The following is a 20,440-nucleotide window of genomic DNA, read 5'->3' as shown; positions in this document are numbered from 1 at the left end:
GGGGCGGCCGGCTACGGAATGTTGCCGCCGCCGAAGTCGTCGAAGACGGCGTCGCCGGCTTTGATGAACCACAGACCGGTGCGCCCACCCTTGTTGTTGAAAAAGGTCTGGTCGGCAGTGTTGAGCGTCACCGTGCCCACAAGCATGCCGTTCTTGAAGATTTTCACCTGGCCGTTGCTCAAGGCTTGCGCGCCGAACTGATCGCCGTCGTTCAGGGTAAGCGGGATATTGGCGTAGATCGTCCAGTGCTTGTTGCCTGGCCTGAAAGTCTCCACGCGTACTGCGTTGTGCCGGGCGTCGTAGAGCACCTCAATCGCGCCCTTGCGCCAGTCGGGCGAGTTGCCCTGCACCTTGAGCAGAAGGTCTTGCTCGATGCCGTCGCCGTCTACCTTCTTGAAGGTGATGTAGGCTTCCTGGTTCGCGCCGAACTTCGGGTTGTTTCGCCAGTAGATCGGCCCGCCGCCAACCACGTCCACCTGTTTGTTGATGATCTGGTAGCCGCCCAGGCCCTCGGAGCCATGCCAGGGTTTGTGCGGCGCGCGCAGGCGGCCATTGCGGCGGTTGAAGTTGTCGAGCACGCCGTTGGCCGGGAAGGGCGAGAGGTGGGTGAGCGCGCCGGTTGCCGACGACGAGTTGTAGCGCGGGTCGTCGAGGGTGATCGGGTTGCCCGGCACCGGAATCGTGCCGCCAAAGAAGGCGCGAACGGTGTAACTGCCGGGAGGCAGTGGCACAGAGCCGAGAGGCGCTCGCCCGGCGAAGTCGGTGATGACCGAGGTGGCGTAATTACCGCCGAGGCCGGTGACGACAAAGAAGATGGTCTTCTGGCCGAGCGGCAGGCCGGCGGCGTCTTTCAACGTCGCTACAATACCGCTGTTGTTGCCGGCCACGACCGTGACTGATGGCGGGTCGAGCGTGATGGCTGTGTTCTGCTTGACGACGGCGAACGCAACCATGTCGGACGATGGCGCGTGAACATCCGAGCCTCGGAATGCCGCCCGCAACTCGTAGTTGCCCGGCAGGCCGAGGAGCAGAAGCTCAAGGGCGGCCCGACCGTTGGCGTCGGTCGTGGCGCGGCGAGTCTGGCCGCCGAGGGCGAAGACGATGGTTTCGCTTGCCAGCGGCGAGCCGCCACTGGTGAGCGTGGCCGTGAACATGGCGGTGGTGCTGTATGCGCCAGTCGCGCTTGACGCCTGAAGGTCGAGAACAGTCGGGGTCAGGTCGGGCGAGGGCGCGCCGGGATCAACGTCGGGCTGGTAGTAAGCGCCGAGGTTGGTGCTGGCGGCAACCAGGCCCACGCCGTTCACAGCTTGCGCCAGGTAACGAATGTCTTGCGGAGCGGTTCCGTTGAGCGGGAGCGAGCCTTTCCACAGCCGCGAGTCATTTGTGTCTTGCGCCAGGTCGAGCGATTGCCATTGCCCGGCGTACGGCCCGCTGAGGGCGGTGTAAGTCACCCACACTTCCTGGACGCCCGCCGAAGGATCGCCGACGACGGTGACTTCAAAGTTGATGTCGGTGGCGGTAGAGGCCGCCAGCACTTTGGCGATGTAAGGGGCCGCCGCCAGGGCCGGGGTGTTGCCGCCGTAAGTTTGGGTGTTGTTGCTGTAGAAGAGCCGGAAGTCCATGTCGTTGAACTGCCGGAGTGTGCCGGTGAACGAACTGCCGTTGGCCGACTGATACTGGGCCGGCATCACCGCCAGGCGGGTGACGCCATTGCCTCGGCTGAGGGCCTCGAAGTAGTTCACGTGCCAGGGCTTGATCGGATAGAACACTTCGGAGAAGAACGGCGGGTGGACGCCGCGAAGCTCGGTGGTGGCCGCGCCGGTGAGCGGCAGGATGCCCGGTGTGTCGGTGTAGCCGCCACCCCGGAAGCCCACGCCGCGCAAAACTGTTCCGTTGGCTGTCACGTTTTCTATTTCCAGCGGCAGGACAGGTTCTGCCGGGGCCGTCACTTGCCCGTCACTGCCCGAAAGATAAGTGGCGTCGAAGGTCTGGGCAAAGTTGGTGGGGTTGTGGAGGGTGACGGTGTGGGTGGTCAGAGTCGGCGTCACCGTGATGTCGGTGAATTGCAAGCCGAGCGTGTTTCCAGGATCAGCAACATAGCCGTTCAGTGCGCCAACAATCGAAGAGTCGCTTACCGGAGTCAGGCGTTCGCCCGGCATGTTGACGCTGATCATCGGCAGGCCGTAGATTGTGGCTTCGAGCAGAGCCTTCTCGTGGATGCCTTTGAGTTGAGGCGTGTCGGCCAGGTAGGCGAGTTTGGCCGCCACCAGCGCATTCCCGACTGACACCGGGCCGGTGCCGGTTCGCAGTTGGCGGGTGAACTCAAGATAGATGCTCTCGCTGTATTCGATGAAATCGGTGTCGCCATATTGATAGCCGGTTCCGGCGATAAGGGTCGCCTGTTTCTGGGCAAAGGCGCGCGCCCAATCCGGTTCCTGCGTGACATTGGCGATGCCGTGATCGTTAACGATGTTGTAGCCGGAGTGGCACCCGGCGCTGTAGACGATGCTGTTCACCAGATTCACCGATGAGGCCGTCAGTTCGTTGGCCAGCATGCGGGTGGTGTAGTCGGCGGCCAGGGCGCTGGAGGCGCTGAAGTGCCCGGCCAGGTAGATCAGGTCGTGGCGGTTGGTCAGCAGTGCGGCTCGCAGTTGATCCGCCGTCCAGGCTTGCGGGTCAAGCGGTGAGGCGTCGCGCGGGGCGATGAGAGTGTCGGTGGCAGTGGCGGTTGAACCGAGGCCGGCCACCAGTTCGGTTTGAACGGCGTTGGCGGCGTCTTCGAGGAAGTCGTAGCCGGTGACCAACGACGAGGCCGGGGTGTCCACCACGCCGTCGCCTGTGGTCAGGAAGGCGTTGATCATGCCAATCACTTCGGTCGGCGTTTCCACCAAACGGCCAACTGGCAGATCGGGGATCGGGAAGACATTGACTTTGTACGAGATGCTGATGCTTGAGCCGTAGGCGTCCTGGCCGAGCACGTAGCCGAACTTGAGGCTGGCCTGCGAGGCGGTGTTGTCGCGCACTGGCGGCACGTAATTCTGCTCGTTCGCCAGCAAGGCGTTATCGGGGTGGCGGAAGAACGGGATGACGTTGTCGTTGCCGACGATGACCACGTACTGGATCGGGTTCACGTCTCGATAGGCGTCCACGATGCTCTTGATGGAAGCGGCGACGAGGTTCTTGGCGAACGGACATTCAAAGTTGGTGTCGGCCTGGGTGTTGGCGGCGGCCACCCGGGCGTCCGCGCCCACGTTCACGACCACACCGTTGACCGCTGTGGCTAGTGTGTTGAGTTGCGCCAGCAGAGCGGCCTTGTCGCCTGCCGTGCCTTCCATGCGGGCCAGGTCGGCGAGGATGACAGTGTTGAAACCACCGGCGGTGGCAGTTGTGTTGCTGGCCGGGAGGGCCAAGCTCACATCACCGCACGTTCCGGTGAGCATGGTGATTTCGAGATGGAAAGCGCCGGCCAGGCTGAACGCGCCGTTGCGCCCGCGCACGCGAATATAGAAGTCGCCGGCGTTGTCCCAGGTGTTGAGCAGGATGCCTTCGCTGGCCGTGCCGTCGAAGGCCGAGATGCCGATCAGGCTCCGGGTCTGGGCGCTGGCGTAGGCTTCGGGGATTTCGCTAAAGCTGTCGGGGCTGAAGCTGTCGGGACTAAAGCTGTCGGGACTAAAGCTGTCGGGACTAAAGCTGTCCGGGCTAAAGCTATCGGGGCTGAAGCTGTCGGGGCTAAAACTATCCGGGCTAAAGCTATCCGGGCTGAAACTGTCCGGGCTGAAGCTGTCAGGACTGAAGCTGTCGGGGCTGAAGCTATCCGGGCTGAAACTGTCGGGACTAAAGCTGTCGGGACTGAAGCTGTCCGGGCTGAAGCTGTCGGGCGCGAACTCGGCGCTCAACTTCACCAGGTCTTGCGGGCTGGTCAGATCGTTGAAGGCTTGGGCGATGTCCTTGTAAACCGTCAGGTCATAGTTGGCTGGCAGGTTCGTCAGCGTGACGATGAGCTTGCTTCCCGGCTGGACGGTGAACTTGTACCAGCGCGACTGACCCGCTTCGGTGAGGAATTGATCCGATGACCCTTCCAGAATCGAGGGGTCGCCGCCGCTGACCAGGGGCGTCTGGAGCGCCTGCGGCCAGGAGACGTTGTTCGGGTCAGCCGGGGCGCACGGCGAGAACTCAGACGTGTTGCCGGAACTGTCAGTCGCAGTGGCGGTGATGAAGTCGCTTGACGTGACCGGTTGGGCGGTGATCAGGTCGGCGGTGAAGGAGGCAAACCCGCCCTCATCTGTGCCAACACTTGTGGCGCCGAGATGCCGCTGGCCCTCGCCAAAGTTCGAAAGATCACACGAGGCGCTGGCGTAGAAATCAAGGGTGAATGACCCGCCACTGCTGCTGAGTTCGCCGCTAATGGTGATGCCGCCACTCGTTGGGATGGCCAGGCCGAGCACCGGGAAGTTTTGCAGGTTGTTCGGGCCAGTATCGTCGTCAAACTCATCGTTGGCCGTCACCCCGTCGCCCAGCAGGTCAATGCCCAAACCGTCATTGTCAAAGATGCTATTGGCGCGCACAACGTTGCCGGTCGTGCTCGCGCCGCTGATTTCGACGCCGGAACCGGCATTCTGAATAATGGTATTGCCCTCAATTGTGCTTGCGCCGTCAAGAATTTCGATTCCATCCGAGACGTTGCCGGCGATCAGATTGCCTGCGCCAGCGATTGACCCGCCGATGGTATGGCCTGTGCTGAAGTTCCCGATGAAGATTCCCCAACCCTCCCCGGCCCCGCCTGGGACGCTGGCCACGAAGTTTGGCAGGAAGGTGACGGCATCAGCGCCGACGCCAATCAGATTGCCTTGCGCGCTATTGCCGGAGCTAAACTGGAAGGCGATGCCGGTCGAGCCGTTAGAAGAGATGACGTTACGCGCCGCCGAGGTTGGGCCGCCGATGAGGTTGTCGTTGGTGAATACGTTGACGCCGACAAAGCCGTTGCTGGCCGGAAGCAGGCCGGTGACATCCGTGCCGATGAAGTTGCCTTCAATCGTGTTGCCTCCACCGCCTTCACCCTGAATGGCAATTCCTTCGCGCGGGAAGCGATTAATAACCAGGCCGCGCACGACACTGCTGGAAGTTTGCAGGTCAAGGCCGACCTCGTCGCCCTCAAGCAAACTGCCGGACAACTCGATATGGAGCACGGCATTGGAAGCAAAACCCTCAATGTTAGTGTTGGGGCTTGCGCCAGGTTGAGTGTAGCCGTCAATGATTACCGGGTCGAAAATGGAAGGCAGGGCCGAACTTGGGGCGATGGTTTGCACGCTCCCTTCGCTGATAATGTTGAACCGAATCTCGTCCGGCGTAGCGCCATTGGCGTGAGCGTTGGCCGCATTGATCGCCTCACGCAAAGTGCAGTCGTCCACGCTGCACAAACCGTCGTGGTCATCGGATGTGTTGACGGTGAACACCGGGCCGGTTTGAACCGAAGACTCTAATTCAAACGCGCCAATATCGCAGTTCGCCGGCGGGTCATTGTCTCCATCCTGAGGCCGGGAAACGCCGCGCTGGTCGGTCTCCAGAGTCGCGCCGAACCGATCCTTACAGCCTGCCGGGTCGCCGGCGTCAATTGCCGGACTGCCAGTCAGCAGGGCGTGAGTGAAGGTGGGGCCGCCGTTGTCCGCCAGCGGCCCTAAGTTGGCGCTGAGGTCTGTGATGTTGCCAGTCGTATCGCCAAAAATCACGCAACCGGCGGTATTTGCAATCAGGTTATATCCTTGCGAAGTCAGAATGCCCGAACAGTCTGGAGTGATAGAAGGCTCTATGCCAGCCGAGAGATCAAGATTGGCGGCGATGATTGTGTTGTTTGCATTAATAGTGCCGCCGTCGTTGAATACGCCGCCGCCGCCGCCATTGTCATCTGCATCAGAGTCGGCAGTGTTCCCGGTGATGGTCACATTATTCAAATGGGTAGTGAAACCACCGACGAAGGCAAATTCGTAAATGCCGCCGCCATTGACAGAGGCGGTGTTGCCGCTGACAGTGCTGTTGACGATGGTCAGAGTGCCGGCATCATTGTAAAAACCGCCGCCGTCTGAAGTTGAGGTATTGTTGTTGATCAAACTGCGGGTGACGGTCGTCACGCCGTTGTTGTTGCGAACACCGCCGCCGCTGCTGCCACTGTTGCCGGTGATGGCGCTGTCTTCGATGACGACATTCTCCACGCCGCCGCCGCCAAAATTGAAGATGCCGCCGCCCGACCCGGTCGCCATGTTGCCGACGAGCGCGCTATTGCGAACTGTGAGCAGGGCTGTGGAAGCGAGATCGATGTTGTCCGCGAAGTTGAGAAGCGCGCCGCCTGCGCCGCCGGCTGTATTCCCGCTCAAGGTCGAGTCAATAATCGTCGCCGTGGCCGTGCCGCCGCCGAAAGCGGCGTTGTCGAGCGCGCCGCCATTGTTGGCGGCGCTGTTGCCGTCGAACGAACTCTGGCTGATCGTCACGGTGGCAAAGTTGGCAATCGCGCCGCCTTGATTAACAGCCGCCGTGTTGCCGGTGAACGTTGAGGTGTTGATGGTCAGAATGCCACTGTTGCTGATGGCGCCGCCGATGCCGGCCAGGTTACTTGTAAAATGACTGCCGTTGATAATCGTAGTTCCGGCATTGCTGAGCGCGCCGCCGAAGGTGGTGGTGAGAGTGCTGGGTAAATTCCCGTTGCTCACCGTTACGTCATTCAGCGTCAGGTGACCATCCGGGTCAACATAGAAAAAGCGGAAGTCGGGAACCTCTGCGCCTCGAGTAATCGTCGCATTGGGGCCGCTGATAATAATGTCGGTAGTGATGGCCGGCAGGCCGGTGGGGAGCCCGTCAGCGGTATTGTCAACCGCCGTCAACGTGTAGGCGCAATCGGCGGCCAGGTTGATAGTGTCGGCCTCCCCGTTGGCATTGGCAGTGGTGATCGCCGCAATCAGTCCGGCAACATCACCCACGCCGCCGGAACAACCGATATCAAAGGTCGCCGCCTGAGCGAGGTTCCTCGGCGCAAGGATGCCTGCCAGCAAGATAAGCATCGTTACGAAGGAGGCGACCGCAGAAAAACGGAGCGAAGATGTGAAGAGAGACCAGAAACGTGCGCGAGACGTAATCAGGTTTGGCATAAATTGACTCCTCTAAGACATTACCCGGAAATCTCCACTTGGGAGATTCATCGCTACAGATGGTTGACCGAGAAGGTGCGGCCTGCTTTTCGAGAATCTTTTGGAGTTTTGCTTTACAGCAGGCGGATATTCTTTTTTGCTGACAACAGAAATAGGATGAGAAGGCCTTGACCCCATTGCATACGCTTCCTAAGTTGGCCTTGCTTACGAAACGATGCTTCATTGTAACTGCTTGAGTGTCAAGAAACGGTCAAGGGAATCGAAAAAACAGCTTACAACGTGCTTTCGGTTGTTGTTCTATTAGCGCGTGATGTGCAAGAGAGTTTGACTTGCCCGGCAGCGGATCGCACTCTCCAATTGCCGAGATGGCGCCAGAGATGATTTCTCGCCGACTTTGGATATAATGGCGGTACATCCAATTTGTAATCTGCTTCACGATTGAGTTGCTTACCAAAACAGGAGCTTTCATTTCATGGTGACTAAAGTCCTGATTGCCAATCGCGGCGAAATCGCCGTCCGCATCATCCGCGCCTGCAGGGAGCTGGGCATCCAAACGGTGGCCGTCTATTCGGAAGCCGACCGCAACGCTCTCCACGTCCGCTACGCCGACGAGGCCTATTTGATCGGCCCGGCCCCCTCTCGCGAGTCGTACTTGCGTATGGACAAGATTCTGGACGTGGCCCGGCGCGCCGAGGCTGACGCCATTCATCCAGGCTACGGTTTCCTGGCCGAGCGGGAGGATTTCGCGGAAGCGTGCGCCGAAGCCGAGATTACGTTCATTGGCCCCAAGCCCTCTTCAATTGCGGCGATGGGCGACAAGGCGGTGGCCCGGGCCACAGTGACCAGGGCCGGCGTCCCTGTGGTTCCGGGAACTGAGGCTGAGGGCAGCCTGCGCGACGAAGAGATCGTCGCCGTCGCGCCGCAGATCGGTTTCCCGCTTTTGATTAAGGCCACGGCAGGCGGCGGCGGCAAGGGTATGCGCGAAGTTCATTCCGCAGACGAAATGCTCCATGCACTGGCCTCGGCCCGGCGCGAAGCCGAGTCGGCGTTTGGCGATGGCAACGTTTATCTTGAAAAGCTGGTGACCGGGGCGCGGCACATTGAGATTCAGATCATGGCCGACACGCAGGGCAACGTGATTCATCTGGGCGAGCGCGAGTGTTCGATCCAGCGTCGCCACCAGAAAGTGCTGGAAGAGTCGCCCTCGCCGTTTGTGAACGAGGATGAGTCGCTGAGGCAGAAGATGGGCGAGGTGGCCTGCCGGGCGGCGGCGGCAGTGGGCTACATCAACGCCGGGACGATTGAGTTTTTGGTGGACAAAGAAAAGAACTTTTATTTTCTGGAGATGAACACCCGCCTGCAAGTGGAGCACCCGGTGACGGAACTGGTGACCGGCCTCGACATCGTCAAGGAACAGATCCGGGTGGCCCGTGGGCGCAAGCTCAGCCGCGAACAGCACGAGATCAAATTGAACGGCTGGGCCATCGAGTGCCGCATCAACGCCGAAGACCCCTACAACAACTTCATGCCCTCCACCGGCACTATCTCGGCCTCTATTTTGCCCACCGGCCCCGGCGTGCGCGTGGACACCTGCGCTTACTCCGGCTATGTTATCCCGCGCTTTTACGACTCGCTGATTTCAAAATTGATCTGCTGGGGTGAGACTCGCGGCGAGGCTTTGTTGAGAATGCGCCGCGCCCTCGAAGAGTACAAGATCGTCGGCGTCAAGACCAACATCCCTTTGCATCAGAATTTGCTCGACTCGTACCGCTTCATGACCGGGCAGTTCGATACCCGTTTTCTGGAAGAACGTTTCCAAATGGAAGAGGAAGGCGCGCCGCATCCTGAGATCGCGGCCATTGTGGCCACGCTGGTGGCGCACCGGCGCGGCCAGCACGCGGCCCAGATCGTCCAGCGCGGCGAGCGCGACACCAGCAACTGGAAGTGGGTGGGCCGTTACGAGAGGATGCACCGATGAAATACGCCACGACCATCAACGACAAGACGTACATCATCGAGATCAACGATGATCATCAGGTGATAGTGGATGGCAAGACTTATACCATTGACCTGGCCGAGGGAAGCAGCCAGGCCCTGTATTCGTTGTTGATTGACAATCATTCCTTTGAGGCTTTTGTGGATAATGACGCCGAAGACAGCCTGCGGGTGTTGATGCGCGGCAATCTCTACGACGTCAACGTGGTGGACGAACGGGCGGCGCGGCTGGCCAAGTCGGCCGGGGGAGGCGTCGCCGAGACGGGCGACTTTCACCTCAAGGCTCCGATGCCGGGCCTGGTGGTGTCGGTTCCGGTGGCCGAAGGCCAGGCGGTGAACAAGGGCGATATTCTGGTAATTCTCGAATCGATGAAGATGCAAAACGAACTCAAGTCGCCGCGCGCCGGGACGGTGATGCGAGTGAAAACAAAAGGCGGCGACAGCGTGGAACAGAATCAGGTTTTGCTGACGGTGAGCGGATGACGGGCCTGCCTTATTTTGGCCTGATTGTTTTGGTAGCGGCGGCGGGGCTGGTGTTGATGTTCGCCTCCCTGCGCAAGATCCCGCTGGAACATCGGGGCGTTTTGTTCCGGTTTGGCCGCCTGGTGAAAGAGTTGCCGCCGGGCAACGCCTGGGTTCTGCCATTTTTGGATCAGGTGATGCTGGTGGATTTGCGCGAGCGAACTTTTGCCCTGCCGCCCGACCTTGTGTTAGACGCCGACAAGCACTATGCCGTGAAAGGCCAGTTCACTTGCAAGGTGGTGGCCGCCATTCCAGCGGTCATGGCCGCCCGTCAGGCGCAGGAGGATATTGTGGTCGTGGTCGCCGACAAGTTGCTGGCCGAGATCAAAAACATGGGCGTGGCCGCCGTGCGGGATCGCCCGGCCCAGGCCCAGCAGTGGGCGCTCGAAGCCCTCAACGAGCAAATGTCGCGGGCGTGGCAGTTGAAGTTTACGAAGATTGAGTTTACGTTGACGCCACAATAATAGGACGCGGATGAACGCGGATACACACGGATAAAACAAAAACTCCGTGTTTGTCTGTGCGCTTCGCGTCCGTGCCACCAAAATCATGACAACAGAACGCGAACGCTGGGAACGAGAAACGCTAAACCCCACTCTCAAAAAGAACCCCGAACGCAAGCCGCAATTTGAAACGTCATCGGGAATTCCGCTGGCGCGAGTCTACGGCCCGACCGGCGATCAAACTGTCCCGGCAAACGTCGGCTGGCCCGGCGACTATCCGTTCACGCGCGGCGTCCAGCCGACGATGTATCGTGGCCGCTTGTGGACAATGCGTCAATATGCCGGTTTCGCCACCGCCGAAGAATCGAATCGCCGCTATAAGTTTTTGCTGGGGCAGGGGCAGACCGGACTCTCGGTGGCGTTTGATCTGCCAACACAGATCGGCTACGACCCCGACGACGTGATGGCGCTCGGTGAGGTAGGCAAAGTGGGCGTGTCCATTCCTACGCTCGACGACATGGCGCGATTGTTTGAAGGCATCCCACTCGACAAAGCGAGCACCAGCATGACCATCAACGCGCCCGCCTCAATTTTGCTGGCGATGTACATCGCCGTCGGCAAGCGGCAGGGCGTTGAGCCGAAGCAACTGCGCGGCACGATTCAGAACGACATCCTCAAAGAGTACATCGCGCGCGGCACCTATATCTTCCCGCCCGCGCCTTCGATGCGCCTCATCACCGACATCTTTCGTTACTGCCAGACTGAAGCGCCGAACTGGAATACGATCAGCATTTCAGGTTATCACGTTCGTGAGGCCGGTTCGACCGCCGTGCAGGAAGTGGCCTTCACTCTGGCAAACGGCATTGCTTATGTGCAAGCCGCCATCAACGCCGGGTTGAACGTAGACGACTTCGCGCCGCAGTTGGCGTTCTTCTTCAACGCTCACAATCAATTTCTGGAAGAAGTCGCCAAGTTCCGCGCCGCCCGCCGTTTGTGGGCCAGAATTATGCGCGAACGATTCGGGGCCAAGAATCCGAAATCGTGGATGTTGCGCTTTCATACTCAGACCGGCGGTAGCACCCTCACCGCCCAACAACCGGAAGTGAACGTGGCCCGCGTCACCATCCAAGCCCTGGCGGCGGTGCTGGGCGGCACACAAAGTTTGCACACCAATGGCATGGATGAAGCCTTGCAATTGCCGACTGAAAACGCCGCCCGCGTGGCTCTGCGAACCCAGCAAGTCATCGCCCACGAATCAGGTATGGCCGACACCGTTGACCCGCTGGCCGGAAGTTACGCCGTCGAGTCGCTCACCGACGAGATCGAGAAACGGGCCGAGGCTTACCTCAAACAGATTGACGAGATGGGCGGGGCGCTGGCGGCGATTGAACGCGGTTTCATCCAGAACGAAATACAAGAGGCGGCTTATCGCTATCAACAGGCAGTCGAGTCCAAAGAGCAAATTGTCGTCGGCGTTAACGAGTTTGCCGTCGAAGAACAGATCAACCTCGAACGGCTGAAGATTGACCCGGCGATTGAGCAGATGCAACGCGACCAGGTGGCCGCCGTCCGCGCCCGGCGTGACGCTGGGCGAGTGACTGAATTGCGGTCGCGGCTGGAGTCGGCGGCGCGGGGCAGTGACAACCTGATGCCGTTGCTCATCGCCTGCGTGGAAAATGACCTGACGCTGGGCGAGATTTGCAGTACACTTCGCGGGGTGTGGGGTGAATATCGGCCAACACAGTAATTGAACCGCGAAGGCACGAAGGACGTGAAGAAATTGGGAGCTGAAGAAACTGCCGTATCAATTGAACCGCGAAGGCGCAAAGGACGCGAAGAAGATGATGGATATTGAAGAGGTTGCTACTCAAATTGTGGACGCGGCGATCAAGGTTCATCGGGCGCTTGGCCCGGGATTGCTGGAGTCGGCTTATCAGCAATGCCATGTTTACGAGTTGCGAAAACGCGGTGTGAAGGTGGAGACTGAAGTGGTCTTGCCGATTGTGTATGACGGCCAGACAATAGATGCCGGCTACCGACTTGATGAATTTGTCGAAGACAGTATCGTTGTTGAGAACAAGTCGGTTGATCAGCTACTCCCTGTTCATGAAGCCCAATTGCTTACTTATTTGAAAATGCGAAAATGCAAGATTGGCTTCCTGCTGAATTGGAACGTTACATTGATGAAACACGGCATCAAGCGAATGGTCAATAACCTATAAAATCTTCGCGCTCTTTGCGTCTTCGCGGTGAATCTTTTGACTCGGACAGACATAATCTATGATCAAGAAGATCAACCACATCGCCATCATCGTTCCTGATCTCGATACCTCACTTACATTCTGGCGCGACACGCTGGGCCTGCCGCTGACGCATGTGGAAGAGGTGGCTTCACAGGAATCCATTGTGGCTTTTTTGCCGACGGGCGACAGCGAAGTGGAATTAGTGAAACCGACGACTGAGGCCAGCGGCGCGGCCAGGTTCCTGGCCAAGCGCGGCCCCGGCTTGCATCATATTGCCCTTGAGGTGGATAATCTTGAAGAGATGTTGGGACGATTGAAGGAGAAAGGCGTGCGGTTGATCAACGAAACGCCGATCACGGCGGCAGGCGGCAACCGGGCCGCCTTTATTCATCCCGAAAGCGCGAACGGTGTATTGGTGGAGTTATATGAAGTGAGGGAAACGTGAACCGACAAATTACGATGAGCAACGGAATGGAAGTGGCAAAGCAGGCGGCGGCTGAAATTGAATCGTGGCTGAAGAAATACCGGGGCACGATCGGGGTGGCCAATGTCGAGAGAGACCCCGACTTTCAAAAGGCGGACATTGACTTGATCTGGGTCTCGAAACGTGGGACGGACACGATTGAGATCAAGGCCGACCGCTGGCATGAGACCGGCAACTTTTTCTTTGAGACCGACAGCAACAAGGAGAAGGGTACGCCGGGCTGTTTTTTGTACACCGAAGCCAATTACGTTTTCTATTATTTTGTTGGCTCGCGCTTGCTGTATATTTTGCCAATGCCGCAAACGCGCGAGTGGTTCCTGGCGAACAAGGAACGTTTTGAAGAGCGCGAAACCACCACCCCGGCTGGAGACGGGCATTACACCACGGCCGGGCGGCTGGTTCCGATTGAAACGGTGGTGAGTGAAGTGCAGGAAGTGAAGCAGAAAAAACTGTAAAACAATGTCCCGAAGGTTTACGCCTCCGGGACATTTGAGTCATCATCTTCTTCGTCCGGTTGCTCTTGTTCCATCGCCGCCAGAAGTTCTTTCGCTTCGGCGGCGTCTTCTTCTCTCACCAAAATCCGGGCTTCGCCCATGAGGCCAACCGTTAAGCCGAAGGCCGCGCCTGCGCCCTCCTGAGTGCTCATTGCCGGAATCCCGGCGGCCTCCAGCACGCTCTTGATGAGGTTGGCCTCGGCTTGTCCGGCGGCAGTGTAAATGACGACCAGATTCTCAGGCATTGTTTACTCTTCAAAGAGGTTGACAACCGGCGCACTGAATCCTGGAAGAACATCTTCACAGGTAAGCACATCGGCTTCGGCGAACTCTTGAATGTCAGTGAGCGAGCGGTAAGCGTACACCGTTTTTGTGGTCGGTTCAGCCACCCAGACCAGCTTGACCCCAATTCCAAAATACTCACGTAGTTTTTGCGTGACCTCTTGCCAGCGGTCGTCGGGTGACATCACTTCAACCACTAGTTCAGGCGCAACTTCCAGAAATCCTTTTTGCCGTTTCTGTTGAGCCAGGCGCTCGTGGGAAATAAAGGCGACATCTGCGGCGCGAATTGTGTCCGGGTCGCGTTGAGTATAAATGCCAACTTCGCCGACGGCGACTTTACCCAACTTCTTTTGTTTGACGAACCTTCTCAAATGTTCACCAAAGGTAAGTTCATAATTTCCATGAGCAAAGCCAGTAGGACTCATCAGGATTATTCTCCCTTCCACGAGTTCGCTGGGGCCGATGTCGCCCATCGCCAGCAATTCGTCGCCGGTCACGAGCGTTTCAGTTTCAAGTTGAGCAGGCGCAAGTTGGACTGACATAGCAACACACCTCTTTGCCGGATACTATAGCACAAAGTCAAACGTCAAACGACATTTTTAACTTTGACGTTTGTCGTTTCACGTTTCTCCTGGCCAGCGCAATTGACCCTGTCACCAAAACCGTTGCGAACGAGAACCACTGAACCGCATAACTCAAGTGCGGGCCGTCGTTCAATTCAACTTCCCAGCCGGGGGCGGGCAGGGTGGTCGGGTCTGGCCCGGCGTCCTGCTCGATGAAGAATGGCAAAAGCGGATAAGGCACTTGCTGTTGAATACGCGGGATGTCAATCCAGAACCAGGCGTCGAGCCGGGGCAGGTCGGGGCCGAGGGGTGGGTCGTAGGGGGCCAGCGTCGAGGGGCGGCTCTGGCTGAGGCGGACGACACCGGTGAGGGCGACGAGGCCGGTCGGCCCGGCGTAGGCGGTTCGGGTTTGTGGATCAGAGGCCGTGTAAGCAATCCAGCCGCGATCTACTAACACGGCTTTGTCACTGCCTTCGATCTTGAGCGGCGTGAGGAGATGAACGCCGGTGATTTCGCTCTTGGAACGATTGCGAAGCAAAATCTCTTGCGGGAAGTCGAACGCGCCGGTGACGGTGGCCCGGCGATATTCAAGCGCGGAAGTGTCCAGTGCTTCGCCGGTGATCGTGAGCGGCGGCTGGTCTAGGTGGCTTTTGATCTCGGCGTTGAGGGCGCGTCGTTCGCCGAGGCGGCTCAATTGCCAGAAGCCCAGCGCGATCATCACCGCCGCGCCGACGATGACGAAGAGAGTCCAGAAGATGGGGAGAAGTTTTTTCATAAACGATAGACGACCGACGAAAGATGAAGGAATGTCGTCCGTCGTCTTTTGTCCTTCGTCGTTAACTATATCACTTCGTTTGCGATTAACTGCTCGTAAGTCTGCCGGCGGCGGATGAGGTGATGGGTGTTGCCTTCAACCAGCACTTCGGCAGGGAGCGGGTGCGAGTTGTAATTGGAGGCCATGGCAAAGCCATACGCGCCCACGTCGAGCAGGGCGAGAAGGTCGCCAGAGTTGAGCGGCGGCAGAGGACAATTGCGAGCCAAGAAGTCGGCGGACTCGCAGATGGGGCCGGCCACGTCGGCAGGGGTGTAGGGCGAACCCACACCTGCGGTGGGGCAGGTGTTGTCAATTCGCTCTACAGGCAGAACGCGATGATAGGCGTCGTACAGGGCCGGGCGGAGCAAAGTATTCATCCCGGCGTCCACGATGACGATGCGATGTGCTGGCGCAGAATCGTTTTTCTCGTATTGAACGGTGACGATCAGGGCGGCAGAGTCGGCCACCAGATAACGGCCTGGTTCCAGGGTGAGGCCGCCTTTCCAGTGGGCGAGTTGGTTCAAAATGGGAGCGGCGAAGGATTCGATGTCGGGCATTTCGTCGTCGCCGCGATACGACACGGGGAAGCCGCCGCCGATGTCGAGCGTGTCAATGGTTGCGCCGAGCGCGTTTGCCTTCGCCACAAATTCCAACACAGCCTCGATCGCCTGCAACGTGGCTTGAGGGTTGGCGAGTTGCGAGCCGATGTGAATGTGCGCGCCGCGAACGTGGAGGTTAGGGAGTTGGGCGCGGACGAGTTCGAGCGCCTGAGTGACCGGCACGCCGAACTTGCTGGCCGCCGAGCCGGTGCTGATGTGACGATGGGTGTCGGCGTCCACGTCGGGGCGGAGACGGATGGCGACGTTGGGATGGCGGCCCAACCGTCCGGCCAGGTCATTCACCCGGCGCAGTTCACCGTCAGACTCGACGTTGATCCAGCCGACGTTCGCCCGGAGCGCCATTTCAATTTCGGCCTCGGTCTTGCCGACTCCGGCAAACACAACGTGCGCCATGTTGGCGCCGAGTTGTTGGACTCGAAAGAGTTCGCCGCCGGAGACGATGTCGAAACTTGCGCCTTCATCCCTGAGCAAGCGCAGAATAGAAAGGTTAGAGTTGGCTTTGACCGAGTAGCAGATCGTGGGATGGAGCGGGGCGAAAGCGGCGGCCAGGCGGCGGTAGTTTTCGCGCAGGCGGTCGGCCGAGTAAACGTAAAGCGGCGTGCCGAATTTAGCGGCAAGAGTAGAGAGTGGAACTAAGTCGCAGTGAAGCAAGCCGTTGAGGTAATTGAAGGCCGACACGAGGGATGGTCAGTTCACCATTTCCTTGCCGGAGCCATGACAGTGCTTGAACTTTTTGCCGGAGCCGCACGGGCAAGGGTCGTTGCGGCCCACGTTTTTGAAGCGCGGGTCAACTGGCGGGAGCGGGTTGAAAGCAGGAAGCGCCGGGCGCGAGGCGCGGGCGGCTGACAGAGGCGGCTCCGGTTCGACGTGTTGCCATTGTCCAAAGGCGCCCTTCTCCATCAGCGAGCCGCATTCGCGACAGAAAGCCTGCCCGTATTTGTCAAAACGCACCAGATGGCTATCGTATCGCTGGCGGGCTTTGGCTTCGAGGCGTTTGAGTTCTTCGGGGTTGTGGCTGGGGTCGAGCGTTTCGATGGCGGCGACAGTCTCGTTGATGCCCATCGGAGTAATCTCGCGGTCGTTGAGAGCTTTCTGGAGGATGGGCAGGCCGCGAGGATCGCCCAGCACTCCCAGGTCGGCGACAGCCATCACCCGGTCATCATCCCAGGTGGTTTCGTGGTAATAAGCTTCGAGGGCGCGGAAGGCGCGCTCGTCGCCTTGGCCAATATTGCTTAATACGCCGGCCACTAAAAGTTTGAAGTCGAGGTCGTTGCTGTATTGCATCGTGTCCAGCACTGCCGGCAGGGCCAGCGGGCCGAGCGCTTCGAGGGCGAAGCAGGCCTCAGAGTTTAGGATGTCGTCAGGATCGCTCTTATACAAAGCGAAGAGCAGAGCGTCCACAGCTTCGGGCGAACCGGACTTGCCGAGCAGTTTGGCGGCGTGGATGGGCGCGTAGCCTTTGCCTTCCGAATCTTCGTAAGCGTATTCTTCGCTCTGCACTATCAGCTTGAGGCGGCTGATGATTTCGGGTGTGAAGGAAACTTCGGCAATCTGCTTGTCGCTGAGTTTCTCTTTGCCGCAGAGCAAAATCTTCATCAAGTGTTGCTCGTCGGGGGAGAGTTTTTCCTCAAACTCTTCGAACAGCTCTTCCGGCCCGGTCTCGTCAGGTGCGGTCTCATCCTTTTCTTGATACTTTGGCCGTTGTTCGGCAAGGGGCGCCAGCGGATACTGCTCGTTGATCTTGACAAAGGTGAGCAGGCCAAACAGCCCGCGTATCCAACCGTGCGCCGGGGGCGTATCCACTTCGTGGTGCCACAGCGGCCAGTATTTTGCGCCGCTTATGATGGCCGCGCCCGCCTGCCCGAAAAGCTGGCGGGCCTTGTGATGGTTGGAAGAAATACGCAACAAGGCTTGTTGGATGAGGGCGTTGGCGTCAGTCTCAGGCGAGGCCTGGCCGGCGGCGTAGGCTTCAAAAATTGCCAGCAAGCCATCGGCTTCGTCGCGCAGGATTTCAAGCTCGTCCACCCAATACTCGTCTTCCTCTTCGTCATCTTCGGTTGGCAATGTTGATGCATCCCGGTCTTCAATGACGGTTTGCCAGAGGCGCTCCAGGCCGCCAGCGATGGACGAGAGGTTGGCGTCGGGCAAGGTCATTGCTTCGTGATACATGCCGGCCGTGAGCAATAAAAGCGGTGAGGTGTGGTAGAACGGGGCCAGGCCGCCCTCGTCAAAACCTTCGCCGACGGTCTCGGCAAACTTCTGATACGCATCTGGGCTGCACAATTTGATCAACTCGTCTATTAACGTGTTCCAGTCTGATTGTTCCATGATGATCTCCTTAGTCGGCGATTGCCAGTTTGGCAATCGTTACGCCCTCGCCGCCTTCGCCATCCTGGCCGGGTTCCTGCGAGATGACGAGGTCGCTGGCACGCAGGGCGTCGCGCACGGCCTGGCGCAGTTTGCCGGTGCCTTTGCCGTGAATGATTCGCACCCAGGGCAGGCTGGCGAGATAGGCCGAGTCGAGGTAGCGCTCAAGCATAAGCAGGCCTTCTTCAACCGTCTGGCCGCGAATGTCAATTTCCATGCCAGTGGTTGGGTGGTCGGATGGTCGGGTAGTCGAGTGGTCGTCGGAGGGTTGGGGTTTTGGCGCTTGGGATTTGGGATTTGTTTTATCGGCCATCGCTTGCAGTTCGTCGAGTTTGGCCCGGACGCGCAGGCGGCCAATTTGCACTTCGGCTTCTGAAGAAGTGAGTGAGAGGATGGCGCCTTCAGTTTTGAGGTTCTTGACCCAGACTGAGTCGCCGAGGCGGAGGGGGCGTTTGGGGTCAACGGATTGAACGGATTTACCGGATGAGGGAAAGATAGGGATGTCCGTCTCATCGGCCAATTTTTCAGTGGCGGCGGCCACTTCCTTGATCACGGTGAGAGGCAGGGCGGCGTTTTGCAGTTTGCGGCGCAGTCCCATCAGTTCCTCTTGTAGCTTTTCAATCTCGGCTTTGGCCTCGGCCCGGGCGTCCTCCAGAATCTTTTGCCGCTCTTCTTCGATTCGGTCGAGGCGGCGGCTGAGGGTCGTTTCGAGCTTGAGGGCGTCGGCGCGCACGGCTTCGGCCAGGGTGCGCTCGCGGCGGGCGAGGTCGCGCTGGCGGTGAATTTCGTCCAGCAGTTTTTCGGCTTCGAGGTCGGTGTTGGGCATCATGTCTTTGGCTTCGGCGATGATGGTTCCGTCGAGGCCGAGGCGCTGGGCGATGGCGAAGGCGTTGGAGCGGCCCGGCAGGCCGATGGTGAGATGATAAGTCGGCGCGAGCGTTTCGAGATCGAACTCGACGCTGGCGTTGGCGACGCCGGGCGTGGTGTGGGCGTAGATTTTGAGTTCGGGATAGTGAGTGGTAGCGAGGGCGGTCACGCCCAGGTCGAGCAGGTAGGAGAGGATGGCGCGGGCGATGGCCGAGCCTTCGGTGGGATCGGTGCCGGCGCCAAGCTCGTCGAGGATCACCAGCGACCGGGTGTTGATGTGCTTGAGGATGCCGACGATGTTGGTGACGTGCGACGAAAAGGTGGACAGGCTTTGCTCGATGGATTGCTCGTCGCCGATGTCGGCGTAGATGCCTTCAAAGATCGAGAGCGCCGAGCCAGATTGGGCCGGGATGTGCAAGCCGCACTGAGCCATGAGGGCCAGCAGGCCGACGGTTTTGAGGCTGACGGTTTTGCCGCCGGTGTTGGGGCCGGTGATGACGACGACGTAGGTTTGATCGTCCAACACAAAATCTACCGGTACAACCGTCGTTTGATCGAGGAGCGGGTGGCGCGCTTCACGCAGTTGGATGACGGAGCCGGGGTGGGCGCGGGTGGTTCGCGCCAGCGGGTTGGGTGGTTGGGTGTTTGGGCGAAAATCCGTAAGGGCAGGTTCGCTGGCGCGGAGGGCGTCGGCGTATTTGGCTTTGGCGAAAGCAAGGTCAAGTTCGGCCAGGGCCTCGACGGTGTGTTTGATGCCTTCGGCCTGCCCGCCGATGACGGCGCACAGTTCGGCCAGGATGCGGCGAATCTCCTCTTGCTCTTGCAGTTGCAGTCCCCGCCAGGTGTTATTGAGTTCCACCGTCGCCAGCGGCTCGACGAATAGTGTTGCGCCGGAGGCCGATTGATCGTGGACGATGCCGCGCAACTTGCCCTTGTGCTCCGACTTGAGCGGAACGACGTAACGGCCTTCGCGTTGCGTGATCAAATTCTCTTGCAGGTAAGTGGAATAGCGCGCACTGCTGAGGATGGATTGCAGTTTTTGCAGGAGGCGGTCGTAGGCGATCTTGAGTTCGCGGCGGATGCTGGCAAGTTTTTCAGAGGCGGAATCCAGAACCTCGCCGCGTTCGTCAATCGTCCGGCCAATGGCTTCCACCAGACCGGGGCACTCGTTAATCGTGGAAGCGATGAAGGCCAGGCGGGGGAACTGGTCGCCCAGCCGGCTCAAGGCGCGTTTGAGAGTCCGCCCGGCGATGAGGGTGTTCTTGATGTCGAGAATTTCAATCGGCCACAGCACTGCGCCGATGGCGGCGTTGGCGGCGAACTGCCGCACGTCGCGCGCGCCGCCGATGGAGGCGTCGGTTTTGACCGAGAGCAGTTTGCGAGCTTCGGAGGTTTCCTGCAACCAGCGTTTGGCTTCGGCGAGATCGGTCGTGGGCGCAAGGCGATGCGCAAGATCAACGCCGCCAGAGAATGAGCAGTAGGTGGCGAGGCGGTCGAGTATTTTGGGGAGCTCGAGGGTGTGGAGAGATTTGGAGTCCATGTGTCGGGCTTACATGGACGATTCTACACGATTAGTGAGCAAGCATACAGGGAGAGAGTGAAAACCCTTA

13 protein-coding genes and 1 pseudogene are annotated in these 20,440 nt (G+C 59.3%); 7 read left to right on the top strand and 7 right to left on the bottom strand.

Annotation, left to right across the window (positions count from 1 at the left end):
• Nucleotides 1-11: 11 nt before the first annotated feature.
• Nucleotides 12-7,136 (bottom strand): CSLREA domain-containing protein, encoded by a 7,125-nt coding sequence (locus HYZ49_09270; protein MBI3242468.1) that lies wholly within the window; start codon nucleotides 7,134-7,136, stop codon nucleotides 12-14.
• A 472-nt stretch (nucleotides 7,137-7,608) separates the two neighbouring features.
• On the opposite strand from HYZ49_09270, the gene accC reads away from it, so the two are divergent.
• The 7 genes from accC (at nucleotide 7,609) to HYZ49_09235 (ending at nucleotide 13,278) form a co-directional block, all read left to right on the top strand.
• Nucleotides 7,609-9,114, top strand: coding sequence for an acetyl-CoA carboxylase biotin carboxylase subunit (gene accC, locus HYZ49_09265; protein ID MBI3242467.1), 1,506 nt, complete (start codon nucleotides 7,609-7,611; stop codon nucleotides 9,112-9,114).
• 194 nt (nucleotides 9,115-9,308) lie between these two features.
• A complete protein-coding gene (locus HYZ49_09260) occupies nucleotides 9,309-9,614 on the top strand; it encodes an acetyl-CoA carboxylase biotin carboxyl carrier protein subunit (GenBank protein MBI3242466.1) in 306 nt (101 codons plus the stop codon).
• On the top strand, nucleotides 9,611-10,117 hold the full coding sequence (locus HYZ49_09255; GenBank protein MBI3242465.1) for an SPFH domain-containing protein: 507 nt from the start codon (nucleotides 9,611-9,613) through the stop codon (nucleotides 10,115-10,117). Before HYZ49_09260 ends, HYZ49_09255 begins: the two co-directional genes overlap by 4 nt.
• A gap of 85 nt (nucleotides 10,118-10,202) precedes the next feature.
• On the top strand, nucleotides 10,203-11,843 hold the full coding sequence (locus tag HYZ49_09250) for a methylmalonyl-CoA mutase family protein (protein ID MBI3242464.1): 1,641 nt from the start codon (nucleotides 10,203-10,205) through the stop codon (nucleotides 11,841-11,843).
• A 97-nt stretch (nucleotides 11,844-11,940) separates the two neighbouring features.
• A complete protein-coding gene (locus tag HYZ49_09245; GenBank protein MBI3242463.1) occupies nucleotides 11,941-12,318 on the top strand; it encodes a GxxExxY protein in 378 nt (125 codons plus the stop codon).
• Between the two features lie 58 nt (nucleotides 12,319-12,376).
• Nucleotides 12,377-12,784, top strand: coding sequence for a methylmalonyl-CoA epimerase (gene mce / locus HYZ49_09240; GenBank protein MBI3242462.1), 408 nt, complete (start codon nucleotides 12,377-12,379; stop codon nucleotides 12,782-12,784).
• A gap of 14 nt (nucleotides 12,785-12,798) precedes the next feature.
• Complete coding sequence (locus HYZ49_09235) at nucleotides 12,799-13,278, top strand: hypothetical protein (protein MBI3242461.1); 480 nt, start codon at nucleotides 12,799-12,801, stop codon at nucleotides 13,276-13,278.
• A gap of 17 nt (nucleotides 13,279-13,295) precedes the next feature.
• On the opposite strand, the gene HYZ49_09230 is transcribed toward HYZ49_09235, so the two are convergent.
• From HYZ49_09230 to HYZ49_09205, 6 genes and pseudogenes are all read right to left on the bottom strand, one after another.
• Nucleotides 13,296-13,562: a DUF2007 domain-containing protein gene (locus HYZ49_09230; GenBank protein ID MBI3242460.1), complete on the bottom strand. Its 267-nt coding sequence runs from the start codon at nucleotides 13,560-13,562 to the stop codon at nucleotides 13,296-13,298.
• A gap of 3 nt (nucleotides 13,563-13,565) precedes the next feature.
• The gene (locus tag HYZ49_09225) at nucleotides 13,566-14,096 is read right to left on the bottom strand and encodes a Uma2 family endonuclease (protein ID MBI3242459.1); all 531 of its coding nucleotides are present in this window, start codon (nucleotides 14,094-14,096) and stop codon (nucleotides 13,566-13,568) included.
• 82 nt (nucleotides 14,097-14,178) lie between these two features.
• Nucleotides 14,179-14,937, bottom strand: a complete 759-nt coding sequence (locus HYZ49_09220; GenBank protein MBI3242458.1) for an SURF1 family protein — start codon at nucleotides 14,935-14,937, stop codon at nucleotides 14,179-14,181.
• A gap of 65 nt (nucleotides 14,938-15,002) precedes the next feature.
• Entirely contained in the window at nucleotides 15,003-16,274 is a 1,272-nt protein-coding gene (lysA, locus tag HYZ49_09215) for a diaminopimelate decarboxylase (GenBank protein MBI3242457.1), read from the bottom strand.
• A gap of 9 nt (nucleotides 16,275-16,283) precedes the next feature.
• Nucleotides 16,284-16,376 (bottom strand): annotated as a pseudogene (locus tag HYZ49_09210) (SEC-C domain-containing protein).
• A gap of 1,558 nt (nucleotides 16,377-17,934) precedes the next feature.
• Nucleotides 17,935-20,370 carry an endonuclease MutS2 gene (locus HYZ49_09205; protein MBI3242456.1) on the bottom strand — a complete coding sequence of 812 codons (2,436 nt, stop codon included), beginning with the start codon at nucleotides 20,368-20,370 and terminating at the stop codon, nucleotides 17,935-17,937.
• Nucleotides 20,371-20,440: the final 70 nt, after the last annotated feature.

Source organism: Chloroflexota bacterium (genome assembly GCA_016197225.1).
In the GTDB taxonomy this organism is placed as follows: Bacteria; Chloroflexota; Anaerolineae; order Anaerolineales; family VGOW01; genus VGOW01.
Note: the sequence above shows the minus strand (reverse complement) of the source record. Positions and strands in the feature narration are given on the sequence as shown.

Coding starts and splice junctions, on each gene's coding strand:
- HYZ49_09260 (MBI3242466.1), top strand. CDS start 9,309: ATGCGCGGCAATCTCTACGACGTCAACGTGGTGGACGAACGGGCGGCG.
- HYZ49_09250 (MBI3242464.1), top strand. CDS start 10,203: ATGACAACAGAACGCGAACGCTGGGAACGAGAAACGCTAAACCCCACT.
- HYZ49_09270 (MBI3242468.1), bottom strand. CDS start 7,136: ATGCCAAACCTGATTACGTCTCGCGCACGTTTCTGGTCTCTCTTCACA.
- HYZ49_09220 (MBI3242458.1), bottom strand. CDS start 14,937: ATGAAAAAACTTCTCCCCATCTTCTGGACTCTCTTCGTCATCGTCGGC.
- HYZ49_09235 (MBI3242461.1), top strand. CDS start 12,799: ATGAGCAACGGAATGGAAGTGGCAAAGCAGGCGGCGGCTGAAATTGAA.
- HYZ49_09245 (MBI3242463.1), top strand. CDS start 11,941: ATGGATATTGAAGAGGTTGCTACTCAAATTGTGGACGCGGCGATCAAG.
- HYZ49_09255 (MBI3242465.1), top strand. CDS start 9,611: ATGACGGGCCTGCCTTATTTTGGCCTGATTGTTTTGGTAGCGGCGGCG.
- HYZ49_09205 (MBI3242456.1), bottom strand. CDS start 20,370: ATGGACTCCAAATCTCTCCACACCCTCGAGCTCCCCAAAATACTCGAC.
- accC (MBI3242467.1), top strand. CDS start 7,609: ATGGTGACTAAAGTCCTGATTGCCAATCGCGGCGAAATCGCCGTCCGC.
- mce (MBI3242462.1), top strand. CDS start 12,377: ATGATCAAGAAGATCAACCACATCGCCATCATCGTTCCTGATCTCGAT.
- HYZ49_09230 (MBI3242460.1), bottom strand. CDS start 13,562: ATGCCTGAGAATCTGGTCGTCATTTACACTGCCGCCGGACAAGCCGAG.